25 protein-coding genes are annotated in these 25526 nt (G+C 74.6%); 2 read left to right on the top strand and 23 right to left on the bottom strand.

Going from position 1 to position 25526, the window contains the following annotated elements; genetic code table 11:
• Positions 1 to 74 precede the first annotated feature (74 nt).
• The 10 genes from ACI78V_RS03640 to ACI78V_RS03595 form a co-directional block, all read right to left on the bottom strand.
• Entirely contained in the window at positions 75 to 2603 is a 2529-nt protein-coding gene (locus ACI78V_RS03640; protein ID WP_456849013.1) for an ATP-dependent Clp protease ATP-binding subunit, read from the bottom strand.
• Positions 2604 to 2840: 237 nt separating this feature from the next.
• Complete coding sequence (locus ACI78V_RS03635; RefSeq protein WP_456849011.1) at positions 2841 to 3176, bottom strand: hypothetical protein; 336 nt, start codon at positions 3174 to 3176, stop codon at positions 2841 to 2843.
• A 190-nt stretch (positions 3177 to 3366) separates the two neighbouring features.
• The gene (locus tag ACI78V_RS03630; protein ID WP_456849009.1) at positions 3367 to 3720 is read right to left on the bottom strand and encodes a histone-like nucleoid-structuring protein Lsr2; all 354 of its coding nucleotides are present in this window, start codon (positions 3718 to 3720) and stop codon (positions 3367 to 3369) included.
• Between the two features lie 147 nt (positions 3721 to 3867).
• Positions 3868 to 5376 carry a lysine--tRNA ligase gene (lysS, locus tag ACI78V_RS03625; protein WP_456849007.1) on the bottom strand — a complete coding sequence of 503 codons (1509 nt, stop codon included), beginning with the start codon at positions 5374 to 5376 and terminating at the stop codon, positions 3868 to 3870.
• 11 nt (positions 5377 to 5387) lie between these two features.
• Positions 5388 to 6194, bottom strand: coding sequence for a type III pantothenate kinase (locus ACI78V_RS03620; RefSeq protein ID WP_456849005.1), 807 nt, complete (start codon positions 6192 to 6194; stop codon positions 5388 to 5390).
• 3 nt (positions 6195 to 6197) lie between these two features.
• A complete protein-coding gene (nadC, locus tag ACI78V_RS03615; RefSeq protein WP_456849003.1) occupies positions 6198 to 7160 on the bottom strand; it encodes a carboxylating nicotinate-nucleotide diphosphorylase in 963 nt (320 codons plus the stop codon).
• The gene (locus ACI78V_RS03610) at positions 7157 to 8830 is read right to left on the bottom strand and encodes an L-aspartate oxidase (protein ID WP_456849001.1); all 1674 of its coding nucleotides are present in this window, start codon (positions 8828 to 8830) and stop codon (positions 7157 to 7159) included. The genes nadC and ACI78V_RS03610 overlap by 4 nt, the downstream gene beginning before the upstream one ends.
• Positions 8827 to 9240, bottom strand: a complete 414-nt coding sequence (gene panD, locus ACI78V_RS03605; protein ID WP_456848999.1) for an aspartate 1-decarboxylase — start codon at positions 9238 to 9240, stop codon at positions 8827 to 8829. Before panD ends, ACI78V_RS03610 begins: the two co-directional genes overlap by 4 nt.
• An 8-nt stretch (positions 9241 to 9248) precedes the next feature.
• Positions 9249 to 10121: a pantoate--beta-alanine ligase gene (panC, locus tag ACI78V_RS03600; protein ID WP_456848997.1), complete on the bottom strand. Its 873-nt coding sequence runs from the start codon at positions 10119 to 10121 to the stop codon at positions 9249 to 9251.
• Entirely contained in the window at positions 10118 to 11068 is a 951-nt protein-coding gene (locus tag ACI78V_RS03595) for a Rossmann-like and DUF2520 domain-containing protein (RefSeq protein ID WP_456848995.1), read from the bottom strand. Before ACI78V_RS03595 ends, panC begins: the two co-directional genes overlap by 4 nt.
• A 323-nt stretch (positions 11069 to 11391) precedes the next feature.
• Here ACI78V_RS03595 and ACI78V_RS03590 point away from each other — a divergent pair, with 323 nt between their 5' ends.
• Positions 11392 to 12144 carry an SDR family oxidoreductase gene (locus tag ACI78V_RS03590; protein WP_456848993.1) on the top strand — a complete coding sequence of 251 codons (753 nt, stop codon included), beginning with the start codon at positions 11392 to 11394 and terminating at the stop codon, positions 12142 to 12144.
• A 7-nt stretch (positions 12145 to 12151) separates the two neighbouring features.
• Here ACI78V_RS03590 and ACI78V_RS03585 read toward each other — a convergent pair whose 3' ends face one another.
• From ACI78V_RS03585 to ACI78V_RS03570, 4 genes are all read right to left on the bottom strand, one after another.
• Positions 12152 to 13483, bottom strand: a complete 1332-nt coding sequence (locus ACI78V_RS03585; protein ID WP_456848991.1) for a DUF6779 domain-containing protein — start codon at positions 13481 to 13483, stop codon at positions 12152 to 12154.
• A 115-nt stretch (positions 13484 to 13598) separates the two neighbouring features.
• On the bottom strand, positions 13599 to 14621 hold the full coding sequence (locus ACI78V_RS03580; protein WP_456848989.1) for a glycine betaine ABC transporter substrate-binding protein: 1023 nt from the start codon (positions 14619 to 14621) through the stop codon (positions 13599 to 13601).
• A 155-nt stretch (positions 14622 to 14776) separates the two neighbouring features.
• Positions 14777 to 15508: an ABC transporter permease gene (locus ACI78V_RS03575; RefSeq protein ID WP_456848987.1), complete on the bottom strand. Its 732-nt coding sequence runs from the start codon at positions 15506 to 15508 to the stop codon at positions 14777 to 14779.
• On the bottom strand, positions 15505 to 16236 hold the full coding sequence (locus tag ACI78V_RS03570; protein WP_456848985.1) for an ABC transporter permease: 732 nt from the start codon (positions 16234 to 16236) through the stop codon (positions 15505 to 15507). Before ACI78V_RS03570 ends, ACI78V_RS03575 begins: the two co-directional genes overlap by 4 nt.
• Positions 16237 to 16239: 3 nt before the next feature.
• Here ACI78V_RS03570 and ACI78V_RS03565 point away from each other — a divergent pair, with 3 nt between their 5' ends.
• Complete coding sequence (locus ACI78V_RS03565) at positions 16240 to 17424, top strand: ABC transporter ATP-binding protein (protein ID WP_456848983.1); 1185 nt, start codon at positions 16240 to 16242, stop codon at positions 17422 to 17424.
• A gap of 57 nt (positions 17425 to 17481) precedes the next feature.
• Here ACI78V_RS03565 and ACI78V_RS03560 read toward each other — a convergent pair whose 3' ends face one another.
• From ACI78V_RS03560 to ACI78V_RS03520, 9 genes are all read right to left on the bottom strand, one after another.
• Positions 17482 to 17991: a DUF3180 domain-containing protein gene (locus ACI78V_RS03560; RefSeq protein WP_456848981.1), complete on the bottom strand. Its 510-nt coding sequence runs from the start codon at positions 17989 to 17991 to the stop codon at positions 17482 to 17484.
• Positions 17988 to 18494, bottom strand: coding sequence for a 2-amino-4-hydroxy-6-hydroxymethyldihydropteridine diphosphokinase (gene folK / locus ACI78V_RS03555; RefSeq protein ID WP_456848979.1), 507 nt, complete (start codon positions 18492 to 18494; stop codon positions 17988 to 17990). Before folK ends, ACI78V_RS03560 begins: the two co-directional genes overlap by 4 nt.
• Positions 18491 to 18856 carry a dihydroneopterin aldolase gene (gene folB / locus ACI78V_RS03550; RefSeq protein ID WP_456848977.1) on the bottom strand — a complete coding sequence of 122 codons (366 nt, stop codon included), beginning with the start codon at positions 18854 to 18856 and terminating at the stop codon, positions 18491 to 18493. Before folB ends, folK begins: the two co-directional genes overlap by 4 nt.
• Positions 18849 to 19667, bottom strand: a complete 819-nt coding sequence (folP, locus tag ACI78V_RS03545; RefSeq protein ID WP_456848975.1) for a dihydropteroate synthase — start codon at positions 19665 to 19667, stop codon at positions 18849 to 18851. The genes folB and folP overlap by 8 nt, the downstream gene beginning before the upstream one ends.
• Before the next feature lie 35 nt (positions 19668 to 19702).
• Entirely contained in the window at positions 19703 to 20326 is a 624-nt protein-coding gene (folE, locus tag ACI78V_RS03540; protein WP_456848973.1) for a GTP cyclohydrolase I FolE, read from the bottom strand.
• 46 nt (positions 20327 to 20372) lie between these two features.
• Positions 20373 to 22364, bottom strand: coding sequence for an ATP-dependent zinc metalloprotease FtsH (gene ftsH / locus ACI78V_RS03535; protein WP_456848971.1), 1992 nt, complete (start codon positions 22362 to 22364; stop codon positions 20373 to 20375).
• A gap of 352 nt (positions 22365 to 22716) precedes the next feature.
• A complete protein-coding gene (gene hpt / locus ACI78V_RS03530; protein ID WP_456848969.1) occupies positions 22717 to 23301 on the bottom strand; it encodes a hypoxanthine phosphoribosyltransferase in 585 nt (194 codons plus the stop codon).
• Entirely contained in the window at positions 23298 to 24296 is a 999-nt protein-coding gene (tilS, locus tag ACI78V_RS03525; RefSeq protein ID WP_456848967.1) for a tRNA lysidine(34) synthetase TilS, read from the bottom strand. Before tilS ends, hpt begins: the two co-directional genes overlap by 4 nt.
• An 84-nt stretch (positions 24297 to 24380) precedes the next feature.
• Positions 24381 to 25466 carry a zinc-dependent metalloprotease gene (locus ACI78V_RS03520; protein WP_456848965.1) on the bottom strand — a complete coding sequence of 362 codons (1086 nt, stop codon included), beginning with the start codon at positions 25464 to 25466 and terminating at the stop codon, positions 24381 to 24383.
• Positions 25467 to 25526 lie beyond the last annotated feature (60 nt).

Raw genomic sequence — 25526 nt, 5'->3', positions numbered from 1 at the left:
GACCGTCCGACAGACGGCAGAGCCGCCCCCGCTCGTGCTGAGCGGGGACGGCCCTGCCGTCTACTGCCGGAGGGTCACTCGGCCTTGGTGACCGGGCCCTCCTCGTCGCCACCGGACAGCGCGACCGGCGGGGTGTCGGGGAGGTCGATCGGCTTGGTCTCGCCGCGGAAGGTGAACTTCGCGTCGGTGCCCTCGCCCTCGACGTCCACCACGATGATCTGACCGGCGGTCAGCTCGCCGTAGAGGATCTTCTCCGACAGCGCGTCCTCGATCTCGCGCTGGATGGTCCGGCGCAGCGGCCGGGCACCCAGCACCGGGTCGAAGCCACGGTGCGCCAGCAGCTTCTTGGCCGCCGGCGTGATCTCGAGCGACATGTCCTTGTTCGCCAGCTGGCCCTCCACGCGGGAGACCATGAGGTCGACGATCTCGATGATCTCGTCCTCGGTCAGCTGGTGGAACACGACGATGTCGTCGATGCGGTTGAGGAACTCCGGCCGGAAGTGCTGCTTGAGCTCCTCGTTGACCTTGTTCTTCATCCGCTCGTAGTTGGACTGGTTGTCGTTGCCGACCTGGAAGCCCAGCCCCACGGCCTTGGAGATGTCCCGCGTCCCGAGGTTGGTCGTGAGGATCAGGATCGTGTTCTTGAAGTCCACGATCCGGCCCTGACCGTCGGTGAGCCGGCCGTCCTCCAGCACCTGCAGGAGCGTGTTGAACACGTCCGCGTGCGCCTTCTCGATCTCGTCGAAGAGGACCACCGAGAACGGCTTGCGCCGCACCTTCTCGGTCAGCTGGCCACCCTCGTCGTAGCCGACGTAGCCGGGAGGGGCACCGACCAGGCGCGAGACGGTGAAGCGGTCGTGGAACTCACCCATGTCGATCTGGATGAGCGCGTCGTCCTCACCGAACAGGAACTGCGCCAGCGCCTTCGCCAGCTCCGTCTTACCGACACCCGAGGGACCGGCGAAGATGAAGGATCCACCGGGACGGCGGGGGTCCTTGAGGCCCGCCCGCGTGCGCCGGATCGCCTGGCTGACGCTCTTGATGGCCTCCTCCTGGCCGATGATCCGCTTGTGGAGCTCCTCCTCCATGCGCAGGAGTCGGGTGGTCTCCTCCTCCGTCAGCTTGAAGACGGGGATCCCGGTCCAGTTGGCGAGGACCTCGGCGATCTGCTCGTCGTCGACCTCGGCGACGACGTCCATGTCGCCGGCCTTCCACTGCTTCTCGCGCTCGGACTTCTCGGCCAAGAGGGTCTTCTCCTTGTCGCGCAGCGACGCGGCCTTCTCGAAGTCCTGGGCGTCGATCGCCGACTCCTTCTCGCGGCGGATGGCCGCGATCCGGTCGTCGAACTCGCGCAGGTCCGGCGGGGCGGTCATCCGCTTGATCCGCATCCGGGCGCCGGCCTCGTCGATCAGGTCGATGGCCTTGTCCGGCAGGAAGCGGTCGGAGATGTACCGGTCGGCCAGCGTCGCGGCGGCCACCAGGGCGCCGTCGGTGATGCTGATCCGGTGGTGCGCCTCGTAGCGGTCGCGCAGGCCCTTGAGGATCTCGATCGTGTGGGTGAGCGTCGGCTCCCCCACCTGGATCGGCTGGAACCGGCGCTCGAGCGCGGCGTCCTTCTCCAGGTGCTTGCGGTACTCGTCGAGCGTGGTGGCGCCGATGGTCTGCAGCTCACCGCGGGCCAGCATCGGCTTGAGGATGCTGGCGGCGTCGATCGCGCCCTCCGCGGCACCGGCACCGACGAGGGTGTGGATCTCGTCGATGAACAGGATGATGTCGCCGCGGGTGCGGATCTCCTTGAGGACCTTCTTGAGCCGCTCCTCGAAGTCACCGCGGTAGCGGGAACCGGCGACGAGCGCACCGAGGTCCAGCGTGTAGAGCTGCTTGTCCTTCAGCGTCTCGGGCACCTCGCCCTTGACGATGGCCTGGGCCAGGCCCTCGACGACGGCGGTCTTGCCGACGCCGGGCTCACCGATGAGGACGGGGTTGTTCTTGGTCCGCCGCGAGAGGACCTGCATGACCCGCTCGATCTCCTTGGCCCGCCCGATCACCGGGTCGAGCTTGGAGTCGCGCGCGGCCTGGGTCAGGTTGCGGCCGAACTGGTCGAGCACCAGCGAGGTGGACGGCGTGCCCTCGGCCGGGCCGCCGGCCGCGGCCGGCTCCTTGCCCTGGTAACCGGAGAGCAGCTGGATGACCTGCTGGCGGACGCGGTTGAGGTCGGCGCCCAGCTTCACGAGGACCTGGGCGGCGACGCCCTCACCCTCGCGGATCAGGCCGAGCAGGATGTGCTCGGTGCCGATGTAGTTGTGGCCGAGCTGCAGCGCCTCGCGCAGGGACAGCTCGAGCACCTTCTTGGCCCGCGGGGTGAAGGGGATGTGCCCGGACGGGGCCTGCTGGCCCTGCCCGATGATCTCCTCCACCTGCTGGCGGACACCCTCCAGCGAGATGCCCAGGGACTCGAGAGCCTTGGCAGCGACGCCCTCACCCTCGTGGATCAGGCCCAGGAGGATGTGCTCGGTGCCGATGTAGTTGTGGTTGAGCATCCGGGCCTCTTCCTGGGCCAGGACGACCACGCGGCGGGCTCGGTCGGTGAACCGTTCGAACATCTGCTGCTTCTCCTCTGACCGGCTGGTCCGGCACTGCCCTCCCCGTCGTGGGGAGGAGCACCCGACGTCCGTCGGCGCGCGGGGGCACCGGTCTTTCCACTGTAGTCGCGGACCCCGCCCCACCGTCGGCACGCGGCCGGGGCGGTGGAGTGGGACTGCACGGTCCAACCGATGGTGGCCGAACGGTGTTCCGGTCCCGTTACGCCCAGAGCGGACGTGCGCGGTCCGTCCCGGCGCTCACTCGACGACCAGGCACACGCCGTCCGCCGCGAGCCCGGCCCCGAGCTCGGCGAGCACCGCGCGGGCCTCGGCATCGACGGTGACCTGGTGGCCGAGCCGGACGGCGATCCGCCGGTGCCCCAGTCGCTGCAGGGCGACGATGCTGCCGCCGAGCAGTTCCGCGGCGACTGCGTCCAGGTGACCCCGCGTGCGGATGAGGCCCTGGCGCTGGTCCACGGTGGCGGTGAAGGTCGGCGCCTGCGGCGGGACGCCCGCCCAGGGGACGACCGGCTCCCGGCCACCGACCGGTTCCCGGTCACCGACCGGGCTCGCGGGCACCGCACCGTGGGTCACATCCTGATCGTGACGGTTCCGTTTGCCCTCACCCAGGGCCCTAGGTCCCTGGGTGGGGGACAGCGGCCGCCGGACGACGGGACGACGACGGCCCGGCTCCCCAGGAGGGGAACCGGGCCGGGTGACGTGCTGGAGCGGCCCCTTGCCGGCCCCGGCGAGCCTGCGCGTGCCGGGGCGAGGGGGCCCTCCTTCAGTGCGCGGCCTCGTAGGCCTCCACGACGCTGGCCGGGATGCGGCCGCGGTCGCTGACGGCGTGGCCGTTCTTGCGGGCCCAGTCGCGGATCGCGCCGGCCTGCTCCCGGTCCATCCGCCCGCCACCGCCGGTCGCCCGCGAGCGCCCGCCACCGGACGCGCGACTGCTGCCGCGGCCCACCTTCCGGGCGGCCTGCACGTAGCGGGAGAACACCTCGCGCATCTCCTCGGCGTTCTTCTCCGCCAGGTCGATCTCGTAGTTGGTGCCGTCGAGGGAGAAACTCACGGTCTCGTCGGCCGGAAGGTTCTCGTCGAGGTCGTCACTGAGGATCACCTGGACCTTACGAGCCATTCCTGTTCCACACTCCCTGTGCGCCCGGATTCCCGGGGCGGTTTGTCGCCCCAGTAGGGCGGCGATCCATTGACACCCAGGACCATAGTGCATTCCGTGCGAATTGCGGTACACCACACACAATGGGGTGAAACGGGTCGCGCGCGTTCAGCCCGGAATCGGCCGCACCAAGGGGAACAGGATCGTCTCGCGGATTCCCAGACCGGTGAGGGTCATCATGAGCCGGTCCATCCCCATGCCCATGCCGCCCGTGGGGGGCATTCCGTACTCGAGCGCCTCGAGGAAGTCCTCGTCGAGCACCATCGCCTCGGGGTCACCGGCCGCGGCCAGGGCGGCCTGGGCGGTGAAGCGCTCCCTCTGCGCGACCGGGTCGACCAGCTCGGAGTAGGCGGTGGCCCGCTCCACCCCGGCGATGTAGAGGTCCCACTTCTCGGCCAGGCCCGGCTGCGACCGGTGCGCCCGGGTCAGCGGTGAGGTGTCGAGGGGGTAGTCGACGACGAAGGTGGGCGACTGCAGGGTGTCCTGCACCAGCGTCTCGAACAGCTCCTCGACCAGCTTGCCGGGGACCCATGCCGGGTCCACCCCCACGTCGTGCCGCTCCGCGATCGCCCGCAGCCGCTCCACCGGCGTCTCCGGGGTCACCTCCTCACCGACGGCGTCGGACACCGCGGTGTAGAGGGGGATCTGCGGCCACTCCCCCGACAGGTCGATCTCGGTGCCGTCGTTGTGCCGCGCCACGTGGTCCCCGAACAGCGCCGCGCAGCATTCCTGGGTGAGTTCGCGCGTGAGCGTCGCCATGACCTGGTAGTCGGCGTACGCCTGATATGCCTCCAGCATCGCGAACTCCGGCGAGTGGGTGCTGTCGGCGCCCTCGTTGCGGAAGTTGCGGTTGATCTCGAACACCCGGTCCAGGCCGCCGACGATGCAGCGCTTGAGGAACAGCTCGGGCGCGATGCGCATGTAGAGGTCGAGGTCGAAGGCGTTCATGTGCGTCCGGAACGGGCGCGCGGCCGCACCGCCGTGCACGGTCTGCAGCATCGGCGTCTCGACCTCGAGGTACCCGCGGTCGGTGAGGCCCCTCCGCAGGGTGGACATCACCGTGGCCCGCTGGCGCACCGTGCGGCGGGCCTCGTCGCGGACGATCAGGTCGACGTAGCGGCGGCGGACCCGCAGCTCCTCGCTCATCGGCTTGTGGGCCACCGGCAGCGGCCGCAGCGCCTTGGAGGTCAGCTGCCAGGAGTCGGCGAAGACCGAGAGCTCCCCGCGCCGCGACGTCCCGACCTCCCCGGTGACCAGCACGTGGTCGCCGAGGTCGATGTCGGACTTCCAGGCGGCGAGGGACTCCTCGCCCACGCGGTCGCGGGAGAGCATGACCTGCAGCTCGGCGTCCCCCTCGCGCAGCGTCGCGAAGCACAGCTTGCCGGTGTTGCGGGAGAAGATGACCCGGCCGGTGACCCCGACGGTGTGCCCCGTCATCGTGTCCGGCGGCAGGTCCGGGTGGGCGGCGCGGACGCCGGCCAGCGTGGTCGTGCGGGCGACGGTCACCGGGTAGGGGTCGACGCCGCCGTCCCGCAGCCGGTCCAGCTTCGCCCGGCGGACCCGGAGCTGCTCGGGGAGTTCGTCGACGTCGTCGGCCACGGGGGGTGCCTCGCTCACGGGAGTCCAGCCTACGGGGACGCCGGCCGCCGTCCCGCGCCCTGCTGCCGTTCGAAGGCCAGCCGCAGCCCGTGGACGGTGAGGTCCGGCTCCCGCTCCCCGATCGAGCGGCAGCTGTCGGCGACCAGCGGGGCGAGCCCACCGGTGGCGACGACGACCGGTGCGGACCCGAACTGCGCGACCAGCTCCGCGGCGATGCGGGACACCAGCCCGTCCACCAGGCCGGCGAACCCGAGCACGAGCCCGGACTGGAGAGCCGCCACGGTGTTCTTGCCGATGGCGTGCGCCGGCACGGTGAGCTCGACCGACCGCAGCTGGGCGGCCCGCGTGGCCAGCGCCTCGAGGCTGACCTCCACGCCGGGTGCCAGTGCCCCGCCCAGGAACTGCCCGTCGGGGCCCACGGCGTCGACGTTGGTGGAGGTGCCGAAGTCGACCACCACGACCGGCCGGGTGCCCCCGTCGGGCCCGCGGCCGAACAGCTCGTGCGCGGCCAGCGCGGTGACCACCCGGTCGGCCCCGACCTCGCGCGGGTTGTCCACGTGCAGCGGGACGCCGGTCCGGACGCCGGGGCCGATGAGGACCACCGGCACCTCGAGGGAGTCCAGCAGCTGGCGCAGCGCCGGAAGCAGCGCGGGGACGGTGGAGCAGGCGGAGACGCCGGTGACGACGGCGTCGCGCAGCAGGCCGCGCCAGAGCATCCGCAGCTCGTCGGCGGTGGCCCGCGGCGCGGTGGTGACCCGCCAGCAGCCCACCCGCCGGTCGCCGTCGAAGGTGGCGAGGACGGTCTGGCTGTTGCCGACGTCGACGGTGAGCAGCACGGCTCAGGCCCGTAGGTCGAGGGCGAGGTCGAGGATCGGGGCGGAGTGCGTGAGGGCGCCCACCGACAGGTAGTCGACGCCGGTCACGGCCACCTCGCGGGCCACCTCCAGGGTGAGCCCGCCGGTGGCCTCCAACTCGGCCCGCCCGGCGACCAGGGCCACGACCTCCCGGAGCGCCGCGGGGGGCATGTTGTCGCAGAGCAGGAAGTCCGCGCCCGCCTCGACCGCCTCGGCCGCCTGCGCGGGGACGTCCACCTCCACCTGCACGGTCACCCCCGGCGCCCGCTCGCGGACGGCGGCCACCGCCGCGGCCACCGACCCGGCGGCGGCGACGTGGTTGTCCTTCACCATCGCGACGTCGTACAGACCCATCCGCTTGTTGGACCCGCCACCGCAGCGCACGGCGTACTTCTCCAGCGGCCGCAGCCCCGGTGTGGTCTTCCGGGTGTCGAGGACGACCGCGCCGGTGCCCTCGACGGCGTCCACCCAGCGGCGGGTCAGCGTGGCGATGCCACTGGCCCGGCTGGCGATGTTCAGCGCGCTGCGCTCGGCGGCCAGCAGGGCCCGCACCGGCCCGCGGACGGTCAGCAGCACGTCCCCGCGGCCGACCCGGTCGCCGTCGGCGGCGCCCGCGGTGAGGGTCGCGCCGGGAGCCAGTCGGGTGAACACCCGCGCGGCCACCGGCAACCCGGCGACCACGCCGTCGGCGCGCGCGACCAGGTCGGCGGTGCCGAGCTGGGCGGCCGGCACGGTGGCGGCACTGGTCACGTCGTGGGCGACGGCGAGGTCGGGGGCGCTGGGCAGCGGGGCTCCGCCGGTGAGGTCCTCGGCGAGGGTCCGCTCCACCAGCTCCTGCACCCAGGCCTCGGTCAGTCCGGTGCCGGACAGGTCACGGGGGTCGGCGAGAGCTCCGCGCTCCCGGGCCGGGCCCACCCCGCTGTCGGGCGAGCTCGTGCGTCCGCTCACCACGGCCGCACCACCGGGGCGCCGACGGGGCGACGGGTCACCGACAGGTGCCCGTGGGGATCGAGCCGGATGTCCAGGTGCACCCGCCAGGCCTCCTCCGTGTCGGGGTGGTCCGCCCGCCAGTGGCACCCGCGGGTCTCCTCGCGGGCCGCCGCCGCGGCGGTGACGGCACTGGCGACGGTGAGCAGGTCGGTGGCCTCCCAGCTCTCCACGCCCGGCGCCACGGACCCCAGTCCGGCGGCCAGCCCGGCCAGCCGGTCGATCGCCTCGGCCAGACCGGCGCCATCGCGCAGCGCTGCGACCCGGGCCGACATCGTGTCGCTGACCTGCCGGCGACCGGCGGGGTCCAGCAGGCCCGACGGCACGGTCCCGGGGAAGCGCACCGCCGCCGGCCGCGGCAGCCGGGTGGCCAGCTCCGCGCCGATCCGGGCGGCGAACACCAGCCCCTCCAGCAGTGAGTTCGACGCCAGCCGGTTCGCCCCGTGGACGCCGGTGCAGGCGACCTCCCCGCAGGCGTACAGCCCGGGCACCGTCGTCCGCCCGGCGAGGTCGGTGACCAGCCCACCGGAGGCGTAGTGCGCCGCCGGGGTGACCGGGACCAGGTCGCGGGCCGGGTCGACGCCGATGGCCAGGCAACTGGCGGTGATCGTGGGGAACCGCCGGGCCACGTCCGGCACCGAGCGGGCGTCGAGCCAGACGTGCGGGACGCCGTCGCGCAGCTGGATCCCGGTGATCGCCTTGGCGACGACGTCGCGCGGCGCGAGCTCGGCCAGCGGGTGGACGCCGACCATGAACCGCTCCCCCGCGTCGTCGCGGAGCACCGCCCCCTCGCCGCGCAGGGCCTCGCTGACCAGCGGCTGCTGGCCGCGGGCACCCGGGCCGAGGTACAGCGACGTGGGGTGGAACTGGACGAACTCCAGGTCGGTGGCGACCGCGCCGGCACGCAGGCCCAGCGCGACGCCGTCCCCGGTGGAGACCGACGGGTTGGTGGTGGCGGCGTAGACCTGGCCCATGCCGCCGGTGGCCAGCACGACCGCGCGGGCGCGCACCGCCCCGACGCCGTCCGCGGTGCCCTCGCCCAGCACGTGCAGGGTGACCCCCGCGGCACGGCCGTCGGCGTCGGTCAGCAGGTCGAGCACCATCGCGTGCTCGACGAGGGTGACCCCCGGGTCGGCGCGGACGGCGTCCTGCAGGGCGCGCTGGACCTCCGAGCCGGTGGCGTCGCCGCCGGCGTGCACGATCCGGTCGGCGGAGTGCCCGCCCTCGCGGGTGAGCAGCAGCCGCCCCGAGGCGTCCCGGTCGAACGCCGCGCCCCAGTCCATCAGCTGGCGCAGCCGGTCGGGCCCCTCGTGCACCAGCGCGTCCACCGCGTCCGGCTCGCACAGGCCGACGCCGGCGACCTCGGTGTCGCGGGCGTGCGCCTCCGGGGTGTCGGCGGGGTCGAGGACGGCGGCGATCCCGCCCTGGGCCCAGCGGGTCGACCCGGCGTCCACCCGGACCTTGGTGACGACGGCGACCGACAGCCCGGCGGCGCGGGCGTGCAGCGCGACGCACAGCCCCGCGATGCCGGAGCCCACCACGCAGACGTCGGCGGCGAGCTCCCAGCCCGGCGCCGGCGCCGCCAGCCGCACCGGCAGCCCGGTGACGGTGCGGGTCGCCGCGGCCGTCACCGAACCGGGACGCCCAGGTCGCTGCGCTGCTGGTCGGCCGCGCCGGGGACCGGGGCCGAGGGGTCGCCGCCGAGCTCGACGATCCGGTTGGCGCCGTCGACGTGCACGACCTTCGGGATGTGGCTCTTGGCCTCGGTCTCGTCCATCAGGCCGTAGCTGATCATGATGACGAGGTCGCCGGGGTGGACCAGGTGCGCGGCCGCGCCGTTGATCCCGATCACCCCGCTGCCCCGCTCACCGGGGATGACGTAGGTCTCCAGCCGGGCGCCGTTGGTGACGTCGACGATCGCGACCTGCTCGCCGGGCAGCAGGTCGGCGGCGTCGAGGAGGTCCTCGTCGATCGTCACCGACCCCACGTAGTGCAGGTCGGCCTGGGTGACCGTGGCGCGGTGGATCTTGGACTTCAGCATGGTGCGCATCATCGGTCTGCTCCCAGCAGGACGGGGACGTTGTCGAGGAGTCGGGTGGTGCCGGCGCGGGCGGCGACCAGCAGGCGGGCCGGACCGGCGGCGGGCGCGGGGCCGAGGTCGGGGTCGGTGAGCTCGAGGTAGTCCGGGACGAGTTCCGGGGCGGTGGCCAGGACCTCGCGGGCGGCGGTCAGGACGGCGTCGGCACCCTGTGGGCCGGCCGCGGCACCGGCGCGCAGCGCCCGGGACAACGCGGCGGCGGTGGCCCGCTGTTCCGGGCTCAGGTACCGGTTGCGCGAGGACAGGGCCATGCCGTCGTCCTCGCGGACGGTCGGGACGCCGACCACCTCGAGCCCCAGGGCCAGCTCGCGGGCCATGGCGCGGATGAGGGTCAGCTGCTGGTAGTCCTTCTCGCCGAAGAAGGCGAGGTCGGGCCGGGTCAGCCCGAAGAGCTTCGCGACGACGGTCAGCACGCCGGCGAAGTGGCCGGGCCGGACCGCGCCCTCCAGGACCCCGCCGAGCGGGCCGGGGTCGACCGTCACCCCGAGTGCGCCCGGCGGGTAGACCTCCTCCACCGGCGGGTGGAAGACGACGTCGGCGCCCTCCTCGGCCAGCGCGGCGAGGTCGGCGTCCCAGGTGCGGGGGTAGCGGTCGTAGTCCTCGCCGGGGCCGAACTGGGTCGGGTTGACGAACACGGAGACGACGACGCTGCCGGCGTGCTCCCGGGCGGCGCGCACCAGCGTGCGGTGCCCCTCGTGCAGCGCCCCCATCGTCGGGACGAGGGCGACCGGGCCGGGCAGCTGCGCACGCAGCCGCGCCAGGTCGGCGGTCGTCTCGGCGACGGCCGGGGCCGGGGCGGCGGGGCGCATGGACGCCGCGGTCACCGGGAGCCCATGGGGTCGGCGTCGCGGGTGTCGGCCAGCAGGTCCAGCAGCGGGGCTCCCTCGTGCCGCCGCAGCCGGCCGGCGGCCAGGGCACGCTCGGTGGTGCGCTGGGCCATCGCGACGTAGGCGGCGACGGACCCCGGCGCCCGGTCGGTGAGGGTCTCCAGGTGGTCGCGCACGGTGCCGACGTCGCCGCGGCTGACCGGCCCGGTGAGCCCGCGGTCGCCGCGGCGCAGCCCGTTGTCCAGCGCCGCGGTGAGCAGCGGGGCGAGCACGCGGGCCGGTTCGGGGACGCCGGCGGTGCGCAGCAGGTCGGCGGCCTCGGCGACGAGGGTGACCAGGTGGTTGGCGCCGGTGACCAGCGCGGCGTGGTACAGCCGCCGATCGGCCTCGGCGACGAAGAACGGCTCCCCGCCCATCTCCAGGACCAGCGTCTCGGCCACCGGGCGGTGCTCCGGGGCGCTGGTGACGCCGAACGGGGCGCCGGCGAGCCGGTCGGCGTCCTCGTCGGCGCCGGTGAAGGTCATCGCGGGGTGCAGCGCCAGCGGGAGGACGCCCGCGCGGGCCGCCGGGGCGAGCACGGCCAGACCGTGCGCCCCGGAGGTGTGGAAGGCCAACTGACCGGCCCGCCAGCCGCCGGTCTCGGCCAGGCCGGCGACGAGTCCGGCGAGGGTGTCGTCGGGGACGGCGAGGACGACCAGGTCGGCGGCGGCGACCACCTCGTCGGTCGGCAGCAGCGGGACGCCGGGCAGCAGCCGGGCGGCGCGCTCGGCGGAGGCGGCGGAGAGGCCGGCGGCGGCGACCACGTCGTGGCCGGCGGCGGTGAGGGCGGCGCCCAGGACGGCGCCGACGCGTCCGGCGCCGACGACGCCGACGCGGAGACGGGCGGGAGCGCTGTCGGCCGGGGTGAGACCGGCAGCACGCGGGGTCCTGCGGCCAGCAGGCATCGGTGCACCTCTCGTTCCAGTCCCTCGCGGGTACCGGACTGGCAGGTCGCGGCCCCCTCCGTTGGAGGCCGTCGGGTCGGGCTGGTGGTGCGGGCCGGCGCCGACCCCGCTGCGACCGGGTGTGTCACGCGGGCAGACGCCGAAGGCGAGTGTGTGACCGGCGGGCGGCCGGTGCAACGCCTGCACACTGTGCAGTGGGTCACTCCGCCGGCCGTCGGCGCTCGACGACCCGGCGCCCTGCCGCATGGGCGGGTTCGGGAGCCCCTCACCTCGCGGCCACCTACGGTGTGCGCCGGCACACCGACGACAGCAGGAGGAGACGCGTGGGCACCCTCGAGGGACGGACCGCACTGGTGACCGGGGCCAGCCGTGGCATCGGGCTGGCGATCGCGCAGAGCCTGGTCGACCGCGGTGCGCGCGTCGTCGTGACCGCCCGCAGGGCCGAGGCGCTGACCGAGGCGGTGCGCGAGCTCGGCGGCCCCGACGTGGCCGTGGCCGTCGCGGGCAACGCCGCGGACCCCGACCACCGGGCGACGGCGGTGCGCACCGCCGTCGACACCTTCGGCAGCCTCGACATGCTGGTCGGCAACGTCGGGATCAACCCGCTCTACGGCCCGCTCGTCGACCTGCCGCTCGACGGGTTCCGCAAGATCCTCGACACCAACGTCGTCTCCACGCTCGGCCTGGTGCAGGAGGCGTGGCGGGCGTGGATGGCCGAGCACGGCGGGTCGGTGCTGGTCGTGGCGTCGGTGGCCGGCCTCAAGGCGTCACCGATGATCGGCGCGTACGGGGTGAGCAAGGCCGCGCTGATCAACCTGGTCACCCAGCTGTCGGTGGAGCTGGGCCCGGGGGTGCGGGTCAACGCGGTGGCACCGGCGGTGGTCAGGACCCGCTTCGCCACCGCCCTGTACGAGGGCCGGGAGGCCGAGGTGGCCGCGCAGTACCCAGTCGGCCGGCTCGGCGAGCCCGCGGACGTCGGCGAGGCCGCGGCCTACCTGCTCGGCGACGGCGCGGGCTGGGTCACCGGTCAGACGCTGGTGCTGGACGGAGGCGCGCTGTCTCGCGGCCCGGCCTGACCGCCGCTCAGTCGGTGCGGCCCAGCACCCGGGAGAGGACGTCGTCGCTGTCGCCGTCCTCGCGGTAGCGCCGCCGGCGGCGCCCTCCGGCCGAGGGCGTCACCCCGTTCTGGGCGAGGATCTCCGCCAGCCGGGAGGCCCCCTCCGGCGGCCCCTCCGGTCCGGTGGGCGCAGCGGACCACGCCGGGCCGGGCGCCGCGGGACGCTCCGGCCGGACGGCCGGACGCTGCTGCGTGAGCTGATCCGCGGGCACCGGCGGCCGGTGGTACGGCTCGTCGGTACGGCGGCGGCGCGGCTCGGCCTCGGGGGCGTGCGCCCCGGTGGGCGGCTGCGGGGGGTCCTCGGCCGCGCCGTGCCGGGACCGCCGGGCGGAGTCGGCCTCCTCCGGCGCGACGAGCGCGCGCTCGGCCAGCCAGTCCATCGGCGGCGGGGGCGGCGTGGCGGCGGCGGACGTGGCGGTCACGGCCGGTTGCTCGGCGCGCACGCCCTCCATCTGCCGCGTCCGGCCGTCGGGGAGTTCCTCCGGCCGCGGGGCCGGACGGGCGGCGGTCAGCTCCGCGGCCGGCTCGGACCAGCCCACGGCGTCGATCGTGCGCGTGGACGGCGCCTCCCCCGGCCCGGCCACGGAGCGGGAGGACTGGGTGCGCAGCATGATCCGCTCCACGAGCATCTCGCCGGAGAGCTGCTCGGTGAGCTCCGTGCGCAGCCGGCCGACGTCCGCACGCAGCTCGGCCAGCTGGGCCAGGTCCCCGCGGAGGTCGCCGAGCTGGGACAGGCCCGCGCGCAGCTCCCCGAGGGCGGCGACGTCGCGGCGCAGCTCGGCCACCTGCCCCAGGTCCCGTCGCAGGTCCGCGATCTGGGCGATGTCCCGGCGCAGCTCGGCCACCTGCGTCATCTCGCGGCGCAGCTCGGCGACCCGGCTGAGCTCGCCCCGCAGCGCGTCGAGCTCGCTGCGCACCGCCTGCTCGGTCTCCCGGCGCACGTCGTTCTCCGCCCGGAGCTCCACCTCGCGCCGTGCGGCGACCTCGCGCTCGAGTTCCAGCTCGTAGGCCAGCCGCAGCTCGGCCTCGCGCTCGGCCGCTTCCCGCTCGACCGCGGCCAGGTCGCCCCGGTCGGCCACCTCGCCCCCGCGGCGGCGCGTCGTCGCCAGGGCGGCGAGCACGAACGCCCAGGCGGCGCCCACGACCGCCAGCCGCAGGACCTCGGGGTCGTCGGTGAGGAACACGACCACCGTGGCGGCGACGGCCAGCAGGAACCCCACGGCCAGTCCGGCCCCGCGCAGCCCCGGGGACGTCGTCCGGGGGTGACCGGGGAGCGCGTCGTCCTGGTCCCCCCGCATGCGCCCCAGGGTAACGGTGCGAGAGCTCCTGACCACGTCACGAGAGGGTGCGGCACGGGCGGCCCCGTTCAGGGGCCCACCCTGAGCGTGCGAGGGGTGGAGGGAACGGGTCCTCCTACTGCGCCAGCGCCCCGTCGGAGCTGAAGACCAGGCCGATCGACACCTCACCCTGCTGGATGGCGGCCTTGGTCAGTGCGCCGCCGGAGTCCAGCTCCCGGAACTCGGCGAACTGCAGGCCGTAGGTCTCCTCCAGCCCCGGCTGGCAGTACGGCCGCTCCGGGCACTCCGTCGGGCCCCCGAGGACCAGCGAGCCGTCGCCGCAGGCGTCGGCCAGCTCCGAGAGCGTCGTGACGCCCAGGGCGTCGGCGAACTCCTGGGTGACGGCGAAGGCGTTCTGGTTGGCGGCCTCCGAGGGCTCGCCGAGGACCAGGCCGACCTGCTCCACCAACGGCTGCGCGCCGGCCAGCGTCTCCTGCGGGTCACCGCTGGCGACCGGCGCGTCCTGCGTGGCGTCGGGCCCGTTGACCTGCCGGTTCAGGGTCTCGGTCAGGGTGGCCAGGTACTCCGGGAACACCTGGATCTCCGAGCCGGAGATGAGCGCGGGCAGGTACAGCTCACGGTTGCCCACCTCGCGCACCGAGGCGTCGAAACCGGCCGCGGTCAGCACGTCGGCGTAGACGTTGGCCAGCACCGTCGACTCGGTGAAGTTGGCTCCGCCGACGGTGATGGCGCCGCTGCCCTGCTCCAGCCCGTCGGTCACGCCGCTGGCCTCGACCCAGCCCGCGGCGACGTCCTCGGCGCTCTGCCGCTCGACGTCCACCGCGGCGTTGAGCTCGATGAGGTCCTCGGTGGTCAGGGCCGCGGAGACCGCGTTGAGCGCCGGGAGCAGCGCCGGGTTGGCCTGCGCGGTCGCGACGTTGACCGCGGGGACGACGTTGTCGGCGTTCTGCAGCCCGCGGTCGTCCTCGAGGACGACGAGCTGCTCCCCGGCGACCGGGGCGCACGCCTCACCGGACGCGGCGTTGCCGGTGCCGCCACCGCCGCCCTCGCCCGACGAGCCCGACTCGCCGCAGGCGGTCGCGGTGAGCAGCACCGCGGCGAGCGCCAGCGGAGGGAGGACCCGGGTACGCCTGAGCATGTCGCCCGCCTTCTGTGTCCCGTGCGACCGACCGGCCGCGACGCGTGTCTGGCGGGGATCCCCGCGACCGTCATGCAACTCCGCACCCGGCCCGGGAGCCAACCGGCCGAGGACAGCCGTTGCCCGGTTGTTACGAAGCGGGGCTGGTCAGCCGCTCAGAGCGGGACGCCGGACGCCGTCGGCTCCGGCTGTCCCGCGGGGCCCCGGCGGACGCCGAGCAGGGGCAGCCGCCGCGGACCGGGCGTCACCGCCCAGGACACCAGCACCAGGACCAGCTCGGTCAGCAGCGCCAGTGCGGCGACGAGCAGGGCCCCGGCGAGGATCTGGCCGAGGTCCTGCTGGCCGAAGCCCAGGTTGATGATGCGGCCCAGGCCGCCTCCGCCGACGAGCGCCGCCAGGGTCGCCGTCGCGACCACCTGCACCGTCGCCGTCCGGACGCCGGTCATGACCAGCGGCAGGGCCAGGGGGAGCTCGACCCGGCGCAGCAGCTGGCCGCGGCTCATCCCCATCGCGCGCCCCGCCTCGCGGACGTCGGGGTCGACCTCCCGGAAGCCCACGAAGGTGTTGGTGAGCATCGGGGGTACCGCGAACACCGCCAGGGCCACGATCGTGGCGGCGTCGCTGAAGCCGATGGGGGTCACGGCGAAGACGGTGAGCAGGGCGAGGGTCGGCACCGCCCGGCTGACGTTGGACAGGACGACGATCGAACCGGCCCCCCGGCCGCTGCGGCCGAGGAGGACACCGGCCGGGAGCGCGAGGACGGCGGCGGCCAGAACCGCGGCCGCCGAGACGGTGAGGTGCTGGCCGAGCAGGTCCAGGACCCCGCCGCGCCGGCTCCAGTTGAGCGGGTCGTTGAGGTAGACGAGGGCGTCGCCGAAGGCGCTCATGCGCGCGCCCTCGTCCACGGCGTCAGCACGCGCTCCAGGCCCGCCAGCAGCACGTCGGCGAGCAGCGCCAGCAGGACGCAGCCGACGGCGCCGGTGACGATCTCCGCGCGGTAGAAGTTGGCGTTGAAGCCGCCGACGATCAGCTGCCCCAGGCCACCGTTGCCGGTGATCACCCCCACGGTGACCAGGGCCACGGTGGAGACGGTGGCGATCCGCAGGCCGGCCATGAACGCCGGCAGGGCCAGTGGCAGGTCGACCTGGAGGAACAGCCGCGCCGCGCCGTACCCCATGCCGCGCGCGGCCTCGCGGACGTCGTCGGGCACCGACTGCAGCCCGGCCAGGAAGTTCCGCACGAGGATGACCAGCGTGTAGAGGGCCAGCCCGAGGAGCACGGTGGTGGCCGACAGCGGCCCGGTCAGCGGCGCGAGGAAGGAGAACATCGCCAGCGACGGGATCGTGTAGACCACCGACGACAGGCCGAGCACCGGGGCCGACAGCAGCCGGGTACGCCGGGCCAGCAACGCCAGGGGCAGGGCGAGCAGCGCCCCGAGCAGCACCGCTCCCACGGTGAGCCTGACGTGCTGGCCGAGGTACCCCACAATGGTGTCCCAGTTGCCCGTCACGTACGACGGGTCGAACCAGGGGTTCGGCGCCCCGTCCGCCGCGAGCACCTGGACACCGGGGTCGCTCGCCGCGCCCAGCAGCGGGCGCGCACCCAGGGAGGCCACGTCGTGGACGCTACTGCCGCTCCGCCGTCACCGACGACGGCACGCCCCGCACCCACCGGGGACGGCGCCGCCCAGGAGATCCGCCTGGAGGGGGTCGGCAAGGTCTACCCCGACGGCACGGTGGGCGTGGCCGAGCTCGACCTCACCTTCGCCGCCGGGGAGCTCTCGGTGCTGGTCGGGCCGTCGGGGTGCGGCAAGACGACGACGATGAAGATGATCAACCGGATCATCGAGCCCTCGACCGGCCGGATCCTGATCGGCGGCGAGGACGTCACCCGTGTCGACGCCGACCGGCTGCGCCGCCGCATCGGCTACGTCATCCAGAGCGTGGGCCTGTTCCCGCACCAGACGGTGCGCACCAACGTCGGCACCGTCCCCCGCCTGCTGGGGTGGGACAAGCGGCGCACCCGCGACCGGGTGGACGAGCTGCTGACGACGGTCGGCCTCGACCCGGCCGTCCACGGGGACCGCTACCCGGCCCAGCTCTCCGGCGGGCAGCGGCAGCGGGCGGGGGTGGCCCGTGCGCTGGCCGCGGACCCCGCCGTCCTGCTGATGGACGAGCCGTTCTCCGCCGTCGACCCGGTCGTGCGCGAGCGGCTGCAGACGGAGTTCCTGCGGCTGCAGGAGACGGTGCGCAAGACGATCGTGTTCGTCACCCACGACATCGAGGAGGCGGTGCGGCTCGGCGACCGCATCGCGGTGATGAGCACCGGGGGCCGGGTCGAGCAGTTCGCGCCGCCCGCCGAGCTGCTGGGCCGGCCGGCGAACGACCGGGTGGCCGACTTCGTCGGCGCCGACCGCGGGCTCAAGCGGCTGGCGGTGACCGCCGTCGACGCCGCCGACCTGGAGCAGCCGCCGGTGTTGCGTGCCGACGACGGGCTGGCCGACGCCGGCGCCGTGCTGGACCGGGCCGGCACCGCCTGGGCGGTGGTCCTGGACGGCGCCCGGCCCGCCGGGTGGCTCCCGGCGTCACGCGCGAGAGGAACCGGGACCGTGGCCTCGGCGATGTCCCGCGGCGGGGAGTCGGTGCCGGTCGGCGCCCCGCTGAAGACGGCGCTGGCCACGATGCTGCAGTCCGACGCCGGCTGGGTCGCGGTCGTCGACGGTGACCGCTACCTGGGGGTGCTCACCCCGGGCTCGCTGCACGCCGCCCTGCGCCGATCGGTCGACGGCCGCCCACCCGGGTGACCCGCGGTCGTGACGTCCGGGACCCGGCGCCCGCGTCGCGTCGGTCCTGCCGGCCGCTCAGCCGCGTGCGGCGGCGGGCGGTTCGTCGTCCCCGGTCGACGGCGGGACGCGGCAGACCGACTCCAGCACCAACGCCGCCCCGGTCAGGGCCGCCGCGCAGACGACGCCCACGACGCCGGTGACGGTGTCGCCGCCGGCCGCCTCCAGGCGGGACACGGCCGGTGCCACGTGCGCGAGCACCCCGAGCCAGATGCCGACGAAGGCCGCGCCCACGTACGCGCTGGCCTGGGCCAGCACGGCCGCGCGGGCCACGAGCATCGGCTCCACGGGGCGCACCGGCGGTGCGGTGCCCCGCTCGGCCGGCGGACGTCGGTCCCGCTGGGCGGCCAGCCGCGCCCGAAGCGTGCGCGCACCGAGCAGTTCGGCGACGGCGAGGACGGCGAGCGGCACGGGCAGCCACCAGCCCAGCTCGGGCAGCGATCCGTAGGCGGCCCGCACCACCAGCCAGGCCGCCACGGCCAGGCCCACGGCGAGGACGACGAGATCACGCCGGGAGACGGGTCTCAATGCAGGTGCTCCCAGCGGACGACGGCCGCGACGTCCTCGGGCGGCAGCGCGGCCAGCAGGTCGGCGGCCCGGCCGTGACCGGGGAGCTCCGCGGTGGGGTCGAGGCTCACCCACGGCACGAGGACGAACGCCCGCTCGTGGGCGCGCGGGTGCGGCAGCGTCAGGGCGGGGTCGTCGGAGAGCACCGGCCGCCCGTCGTCCCCCGTGACGGTGACGACGTCGACGTCGAGGGTGCGCGCGCCCCAGCGGACCTCCCTGGTGCGCCCGGCGGCCTGCTCCAGCTCGTGCGCGCGGGCCAGCCAGCCGGCGGCGTCCCGGTCGCCCCGCACGACCACCACCGCGTTGAGGTACGGGGGCTGCTCGACCGGACCCCACGGCGGCGTCTCGTACAGCGTGGACCGGGCGACGAGCACGCCGTCGTCCTGCAGCGCGGTGATGGCGCCCCGCAGCGCGGCGGCGCGGTCGCCGAGGTTGGCGCCGAGGGACAGGACGGCGCGGGTCATGCCCGTCGCTCGCGCCGGACGGCCACGGTGACGTCGTCGAAGGGCACCCCGAGGTCGGCTTCGGGCTTGTGCACCGTGATCTCGACGGCGTCGACCAGCGGGGAGGCGAGGCAGACGTCGGCCAGGTGCTGGGCGAGGGTCTCCAGGAGGTCCACCGGCTCCCCGGTGAGGACGGCGTGCAGCTGCTGGGCCAGCTCGGCGTAGTTGACCGTCTTGGCCAGGTCGTCGCCGGCCGCGGCGGGGGCGGTGTCGAGCTCGAGGACGGCGTCGACGCGGAAGGTCTGCCCCCTCTCGCGCTCCCAGTCGTAGACGCCGTGGTGGGCGTGTGCGGTGATCCCGCGGACGGCGATCCGATCAGGCACGCGTGCTCCCCTCGCGGCGGGCGGCCTGGACGGCGGCGACCGTGCGGACGGCGTCGGCGGAGGCGGCCGCGTCGTGCACCCGCACCCCCCATGCACCGGCCTCGGCGGCGAGGACGGTGGTGGCCAGGGTGGCGGCGTCCCGCTGCTCGGCCGGCCGCACGGTGCCCTCGGCGTCGGCCAGCAACCGGCCGAGGAAGGTCTTGCGGGAGGCACCGACGAGCACCGGCAGGCCGAGCCCGACGATCCGGTCGAGACCGGCGAGCAGCCGCCAGTTGTGCTCGGCCCGTTTGGCGAAGCCCAGCCCCGGGTCGAGGACCAGCTGCTCGGGGGCCACCCCCGCGGCGACGACGTCCTCCACGCGGGCGGTGAGCTCGGCGCAGACCTCGGTGACGACGTCGCCGTAGCGGGCCGCGGCGTACATCTCGCGGCTGTGCCCGCGCCAGTGCATCAGCACCCAGGGGACGCCCGCGTCGGCGACCAGCCGCGCCATGCCGGCGTCGGCCAGCCCGCCGCTGACGTCGTTCACCAGCGTCGCCCCCGCCTGCAACGCGGCCTCGGCCACCTCGGCGCGGGTGGTGTCCACGCTGACCCGGGTCCCGGCGGCGGCCAGTTCCGCGATCACGGGGACGACCCGGCGGCACTCCTCGTCGGCGTCCACCCGGTCGGCACCGGGGCGCGTGGACTCACCGCCGACGTCGACGTAGTCGGCCCCCGCCGCCTGCATCGCCAGTCCGTGCGCGATCGCCGAGGGCGCGTCGGCGAAGCAGCCGCCGTCGGAGAACGAGTCGGGCGTGACGTTGAGGACGCCCATCACGAGGCAGCGTCCTGGGCGTGGGAGCGGGACGGTCACCGGCCCAGGACGAGGCTCATCGCCTCGCTGCGGGTCGCCGGGTTGTCCCGGAAGATGCCGCGGACGGCGGAGGTGACGGTCGTGGAGCCGGGCTTGCGGATGCCGCGCATCGCCATGCAGAGGTGCTCGGCCTGGATCACGACGAGCACGCCGCGCGGCTTGAGGACGTCGGCCAGCGCGTCGGCGATCTGGCTGGTCATCCGCTCCTGCACCTGTGGCCGGCGGGCGTAGACCTCCACCAGCCGCGCCAGCTTCGACAGCCCGGTGACCTTCCCGTCGTCGCCCGGGATGTAGCCGATGTGCGCGACCCCGTGGAAGGGCACCAGGTGGTGTTCGCAGGTGGAGTACATCGGGATGTCCTTCACGAGGACCATCTCGTCGTGGTCCTCGTCGAAGGTCGTCGCGAGGACGTCGGCCGGGTCCTGCCACAGCCCGGCGAAGGTCTCCGCGTAGGCGCGGGCGACGCGGCCCGGGGTGTCCTTGAGCCCGGGCCGGTCGGGGTCCTCCCCCACCGCGATCAGCAGTTCACGGACGGCGGCCACGGCCCGCTCGTGGTCGACGCCCGCGCTCGGCGGCCGCCTCAGCAGCAGGTCGTCCGGCTCCGCCGGGACCTCGCTCACGCCGCCTCCTCGCTGGCGCTCGCCGTCCGCGGCGCGACGGGCTCGCTCACCTCTGCACCGGTGCGCCGACGTCACCCACTGCCGTGGAGCCGCCGCCGACCCGGCCGTTGCCGTTCTGGGCGGCCCGCTCGGCAGGGGTGAGCACCGGCGGCTGGTCCGACGGGGTGCGCTTGCCGAAGCCGTTGTACGGCGCCAGCGAGGGCCGCTTGGTGACCGGCTGGCAGATGCGGGCCATGTCCTCCTTGGAGAGGGTCTCCTTCTCCATCAGCTCGAGCACCAGCTGGTCCAGCACGCCCCGGTACTCGACCAGGATCTCCCACGCCTCGTCGTGCGCGGCCTCGATCAGGGCGCGGATCTCGGCGTCGATGTCGGCGGCGACGGCGTCGGAGTAGTCCGGCCGGGTGTGCATGTCACGGCCCAGGAACGGCTCGGACTCGTTGCTGCCGTACTTCACCGCGCCGAGCTTGGCGCTCATCCCGTACTGGGTGACCATCGCGCGGGCCAGCGAGGTGGCCTTCTCGATGTCGTTGCCCGCGCCGGTGGTCGGCTCGTGGAAGACCAGTTCCTCGGCGGCCCGCCCGCCCAGGGCGTAGGCGAGGGTGTCGATCATCTCCGACCGGGTCTGGGTGTACTTGTCCTCGGTCGGCAGCACCAGCGTGTGCCCCAGCGAGCGGCCGCGCGGCAGGATCGTCACCTTGTGCACCGGGTCCAGGTTGGGCAGTGCGTGCGCCACCAGGGCGTGCCCGCCCTCGTGGTAGGCGGTGACCTTCTTCTCCTTCTCGCTCATCGCCCGCGTCTTGCGCTCGGGGCCGGCGATGACGCGGTCGATCGCCTCCTCGAGGGTGGCGTCGGTGATCACCGTGCCGTTGTTGCGGGCGGTGAGCAGCGCGCCCTCGTTGAGGACGTTGGCGAGGTCGGCGCCGGTGAAACCGGGGGTGCGGCGGGCGACGGTCTCCAGGTCGACGTCCGGCGCGAGCGGCTTGCCCTTGGCGTGGACGGCGAGGATCGCCTTGCGGCCCTCGAGGTCGGGGCGGTCGACGGCGATCTGCCGGTCGAAGCGGCCCGGGCGCAGCAGCGCCGGGTCGAGGATGTCCGGCCGGTTGGTGGCGGCGATCATGATGACGCCGCCCTTGACGTCGAAGCCGTCCATCTCGACGAGCATCTGGTTGAGCGTCTGCTCGCGCTCGTCGTGCCCGCCGCCCATGCCGGCGCCACGGTGCCGGCCGACGGCGTCGATCTCGTCGACGAAGATGATCGCCGGCGCGTTCTGCTTGGCCTGCTCGAACAGGTCGCGGACGCGGCTGGCGCCGACACCGACGAACATCTCGACGAAGTCCGAGCCCGAGATGGAGAAGAACGGCACCCCGGCCTCGCCGGCGACCGCGCGGGCCAGCAGGGTCTTGCCGGTGCCGGGCGGGCCGAACAGCAGCACGCCCTTGGGGATCTTCGCGCCCACGGCCTGGAACTTGACCGGGTTGGCGAGGAAGTCCTTGATCTCGTGCAGCTCCTCGATCGCCTCGTCGGCGCCGGCGACGTCGGCGAAGGTCGTCTTCGGGCTGTCCTTGGTGATCTGCTTCGCCTTGGACTTGCCGAAGGCCATGACCCCGCGGCCGCCGCCCTGCATCGAGTTGAACAGCCAGAACAGCAGCAGGAGGAGGATCACGAACGGCAGGAAGCTGATCAGGATGCTGACCAGCACGTTGTCCTGCGTGACGTTGGTGTTGAAGTCGACGCCGTCCCCGTTGCCGTTCAGGCCGGAGACGAGGTCGAAGACGTCGTCGGAGGCGCCGATCGGGAAGGACGCGGTGACCTTGTCGCTGCCCTCGACCGGGTTGGTCAGGTCGAGGTCGAGCGTCTGCTCCTTGTCGTTGATCGTGACCGACTCGACGTTGCCACCGGTGATCTGCTCGAGCGCGGTCGCGGTGCTGACCTCCTGGTAGCCACCGTTGCCGCGGAACAGCGAGGAGAACGCCAACGCCAGGAGGACGACGAGGACGACCCAGAACCACACGGAGCGGAAGATCTTCTTACGTTCCATACACCGATGCCGGGCGGCCGGGGTCTCCGGCCTGGCCCGTCCACCCTCCTGATCGTCCGCGGGGACGCTCCGGCGACCTGGGCGGGCACCCCGGCGCTCGTGCAGCGTCGTTGGATCGACGGTACACCGGGGAACCTGTGGGTCCGCTGTGCGCGAGCCGGGAGTGCACCGCACTCCCCCGGGCGGGTGGACGACCGGGACGTGGCCCGTCCACGGGCGGCGGCTCGACGCTGGCCGCCCGGGCTGGACCGGTCGCGGGGTTCGGGGCGCGTCCCGCGCGGGAGGCGGGGAGCGGCTCAGCGCCGGTCGGGAACGGCACCTGCCCGGGGTGCGGTCCGGTGCGACCGCGAGGTCACTGGTAGACCTCGGGCTTGAGCGTGGCGATGTAGGGCAGGTCCCGGTAGCGCTCGGCGTAGTCCAGGCCGTAACCGACGACGAACTCGTTGGGGATGTCGAAGCCGATGTAGCGGACCGGTACGTCGACCTTCACCGCGTCGGGCTTGCGCAGCAGGGCGCACACCTCGAGGGACGCCGGCCGGCGGCCGCCGAGGTTCTTGAGCAGCCAGGACAGCGTCAGCCCGGAGTCGATGATGTCCTCGATCACCAGCACGTGCCTGTCGCTGATGTCGCGGTCGAGGTCCTTGAGGATGCGGACGACGCCGGAGGAGCTGGTGGCCGAGCCGTAGGAGGACACCGCCATGAACTCCATCTGGGTGGGCAGGTGCAGTGCCCGGGCGAAGTCGCTCATGAAGAGCACCGCGCCCTTGAGGACGCCGACCAGCAGCACCTCCTTACCGGCGTAGTCCTCCCCGATCCGGGCGGCGAGCTCGGCGATCTTGGCCTGGATCTGCTCCTCGCTGAGGAGCACGTGGTCGATGTCGGGGCCGTAGCCGTGGTGGTTGCCCAGCTCTGCGGTGCCGCTGGCCTGCTCACTCACGTGTCGCGCTCCTCAGCTGGTGCGGATCGGGAGCCCCGCGCACCCGGGGGCAGGGCCACGAGCCTGCCAGACGCCCGGACGACGCCCGCACCGCCGGGTAGGTCGACCCGGCCCTGCCCGCGCCAGCGGCTGAGCAACGCGTCGACGGCGGTGAGGTGCACCGCCTGCAGGTCGGGCACGCCCTCGCCCTGGAGCCACCCGCGCAGCACCCGCCGGCGCAGGGCCGCCGGCAGCCCGGCCAGCGGGGCCGCCGGCAGGCCGTCGGCGCCGGCCAGCCGGGACAGCTCGGCGGCGGCCAGCGAGTCGAGCGCGTCGAGGTCCTCCCGCAGCATCGCGGCGGTCCGGGCGAGGGCCGGGGCGACGCCACCGCCGAGGACCTCCTCCAGCAGGGGCAGGACCTCGGTGCGCAACCGCACGCGCGTGTAGGCGGGGTCGGCGTTCCACGGGTCCTCCCACACCGGCAGGCCCTGGTCGGCGCAGGCGGCGCGGGTGGTCTCCCGGCGGACGCCGAGCAGCGGACGCCACCACGTCCCCCGGTGCTCGACCATCCCGGCGACGCTGCGCGGGCCCGATCCCCGGCCCAGCCCGAGCAGCACCGTCTCCGCCTGGTCGTCGAGCGTGTGCCCGAGGGCGACCCGGGCACCGGAGGCCGACGCGGCCTCGGCGAGGGCTGCGTACCGGGCGGCGCGGGCCGCCGCCTCGGGGCCGCCGTCCCCACCGACCCGGACGGGGACGACGGACACGGGGTCCAGACCCATCCCGCACAGCAGCGCGGCGGTGGCCTCGGCACGGGCGCCGGACCCGGGCTGCAGCCCGTGGTCGACGGTCACCGCCCCGGCGGGGACGCCGGCCCGCGGGGCCTCGAAGGCCACCGCCGCCGCCAGCGCGAGGGAGTCCGCTCCCCCGCTGACGGCGACGAGCACCGGGGCGTCCGCCGCCAGGCCGGGGCGGACCGCGCTGCGGACGCGGGCCACCGCCGGGGACGGCCCGGCCACCACTACTCCTCGCCGGCGCCCGCCGTCGCCGTGCCCGGCGGCGGCGCTGCGCCCGTGCGCGACCTCACCAGCCGGTCACGTGCCTCAGGCGGGGATCGCCGGGCGTCCGTGGACGCGCTCCACCCAGCGGGCCGGGTCGGTGAGCTCCTCGATCCGGGGCAGCGTCTCCGGCCCGGACCAGACGCGGTTGAAGCCGTCCATGCCGACGAGGTCGACCACGCCGCCGACGAAGTGCCGCCCGTCGGCGTACTGCTTCATCTTCTGCTCCAGCCCGAGCAGCCGGCGCAGCACCCGGTCCAGCGGCCCGCGGCCCTTGCGCCGCTGGGCGAACCGCTTGCGCAGCGTCTTCACCGAGGGCACGACGTCGGGGCCGACGCCGTCCATCACGTACTCCGCGTGCCCCTCGACCAGGCTCATCACCGCGGTGACCCGGTCGAGGACGGCCCGCTGGCGGGGATCCTGGACCAGCGCCATCAGCCCGCTGTCGTCGCCGCCCTCGCCGCCGCGGACGGCGTCGCCGATGCTGCGCAGGACGTCGCGCAGCCGGTCGCGGAGCACGTCGGCGTCGAGGTCGGTGGCGTCGACGAACTCGGCGACCTGCGCCTCGAGGTGGTCGCGCAGCCAGGGGAACGCGGTGAACTGCAGCTGGTGGGTGACCTCGTGCAGGCAGACCCAGAGCCGGAAGTCGCCCGGGTCCACCCCCAGCCGGCGCTCGGCGTCGACGATGTTGGGCGCGACCAGCAGCAGCCGCCCGCCGGTGCCGAACACCTCGTACTGCCCGAGCACGCGGGAGGACAGGAACGCGAGGATGCCCCCCGCCTGCACGCCGGTGGCCCGCGAGCCGATGGCGGTGGCCAGCGGGCCGGGGCGGGACTCCTGCCTGGCGACCAGCGCCTCGACCAGGGGGTCCATGAGCGCGGCCATGCCGGCGGCGTTGGCGTCCACCCAGCCGGGGCGGTCGACGACCGCGACCTCGGGCACGGGTCCGGAGGGCAGGGCCTGCAGGCCGGTCAGCCGCTCGACGTGGGCGACGGCGGTGGCGGCGGCCTCGTGCAGCTCACGGACGACGGCGGCGGCCTCCTCCCGCGTGGTCTCCGGGCCGGGGCCGACGAGGCGGCGGGCGGTGCGTCCGGCGAGCTGCCAGTCGACCATCGAGGAGGCGCTGCTCATCGCCTCACCGTACGCGGGAAGAGCTGGACGGGGCCGGTCCCCTGACGGGTGGCCGTTCGA

This window comes from Geodermatophilus sp. SYSU D00742, from assembly GCF_054049935.1.
Note: the sequence above shows the minus strand (reverse complement) of the source record. Positions and strands in the feature narration are given on the sequence as shown.

Bases quoted from the DNA above. Each gene is read 5' to 3' on its own strand.
- ACI78V_RS03585 (WP_456848991.1), bottom strand. From the start codon at position 13,483: ATGCGGGGGGACCAGGACGACGCGCTCCCCGGTCACCCCCGGACGACG.
- panD (WP_456848999.1), bottom strand. From the start codon at position 9,240: ATGCTGAAGTCCAAGATCCACCGCGCCACGGTCACCCAGGCCGACCTG.
- ACI78V_RS03580 (WP_456848989.1), bottom strand. From the start codon at position 14,621: ATGCTCAGGCGTACCCGGGTCCTCCCTCCGCTGGCGCTCGCCGCGGTG.
- ACI78V_RS03640 (WP_456849013.1), bottom strand. From the start codon at position 2,603: ATGTTCGAACGGTTCACCGACCGAGCCCGCCGCGTGGTCGTCCTGGCC.
- ACI78V_RS03575 (WP_456848987.1), bottom strand. From the start codon at position 15,508: ATGAGCGCCTTCGGCGACGCCCTCGTCTACCTCAACGACCCGCTCAAC.
- ftsH (WP_456848971.1), bottom strand. From the start codon at position 22,364: ATGGAACGTAAGAAGATCTTCCGCTCCGTGTGGTTCTGGGTCGTCCTC.
- folP (WP_456848975.1), bottom strand. From the start codon at position 19,667: ATGGGCGTCCTCAACGTCACGCCCGACTCGTTCTCCGACGGCGGCTGC.
- ACI78V_RS03520 (WP_456848965.1), bottom strand. From the start codon at position 25,466: ATGAGCAGCGCCTCCTCGATGGTCGACTGGCAGCTCGCCGGACGCACC.
- ACI78V_RS03630 (WP_456849009.1), bottom strand. From the start codon at position 3,720: ATGGCTCGTAAGGTCCAGGTGATCCTCAGTGACGACCTCGACGAGAAC.
- ACI78V_RS03595 (WP_456848995.1), bottom strand. From the start codon at position 11,068: ATGCCTGCTGGCCGCAGGACCCCGCGTGCTGCCGGTCTCACCCCGGCC.
- folK (WP_456848979.1), bottom strand. From the start codon at position 18,494: ATGACCCGCGCCGTCCTGTCCCTCGGCGCCAACCTCGGCGACCGCGCC.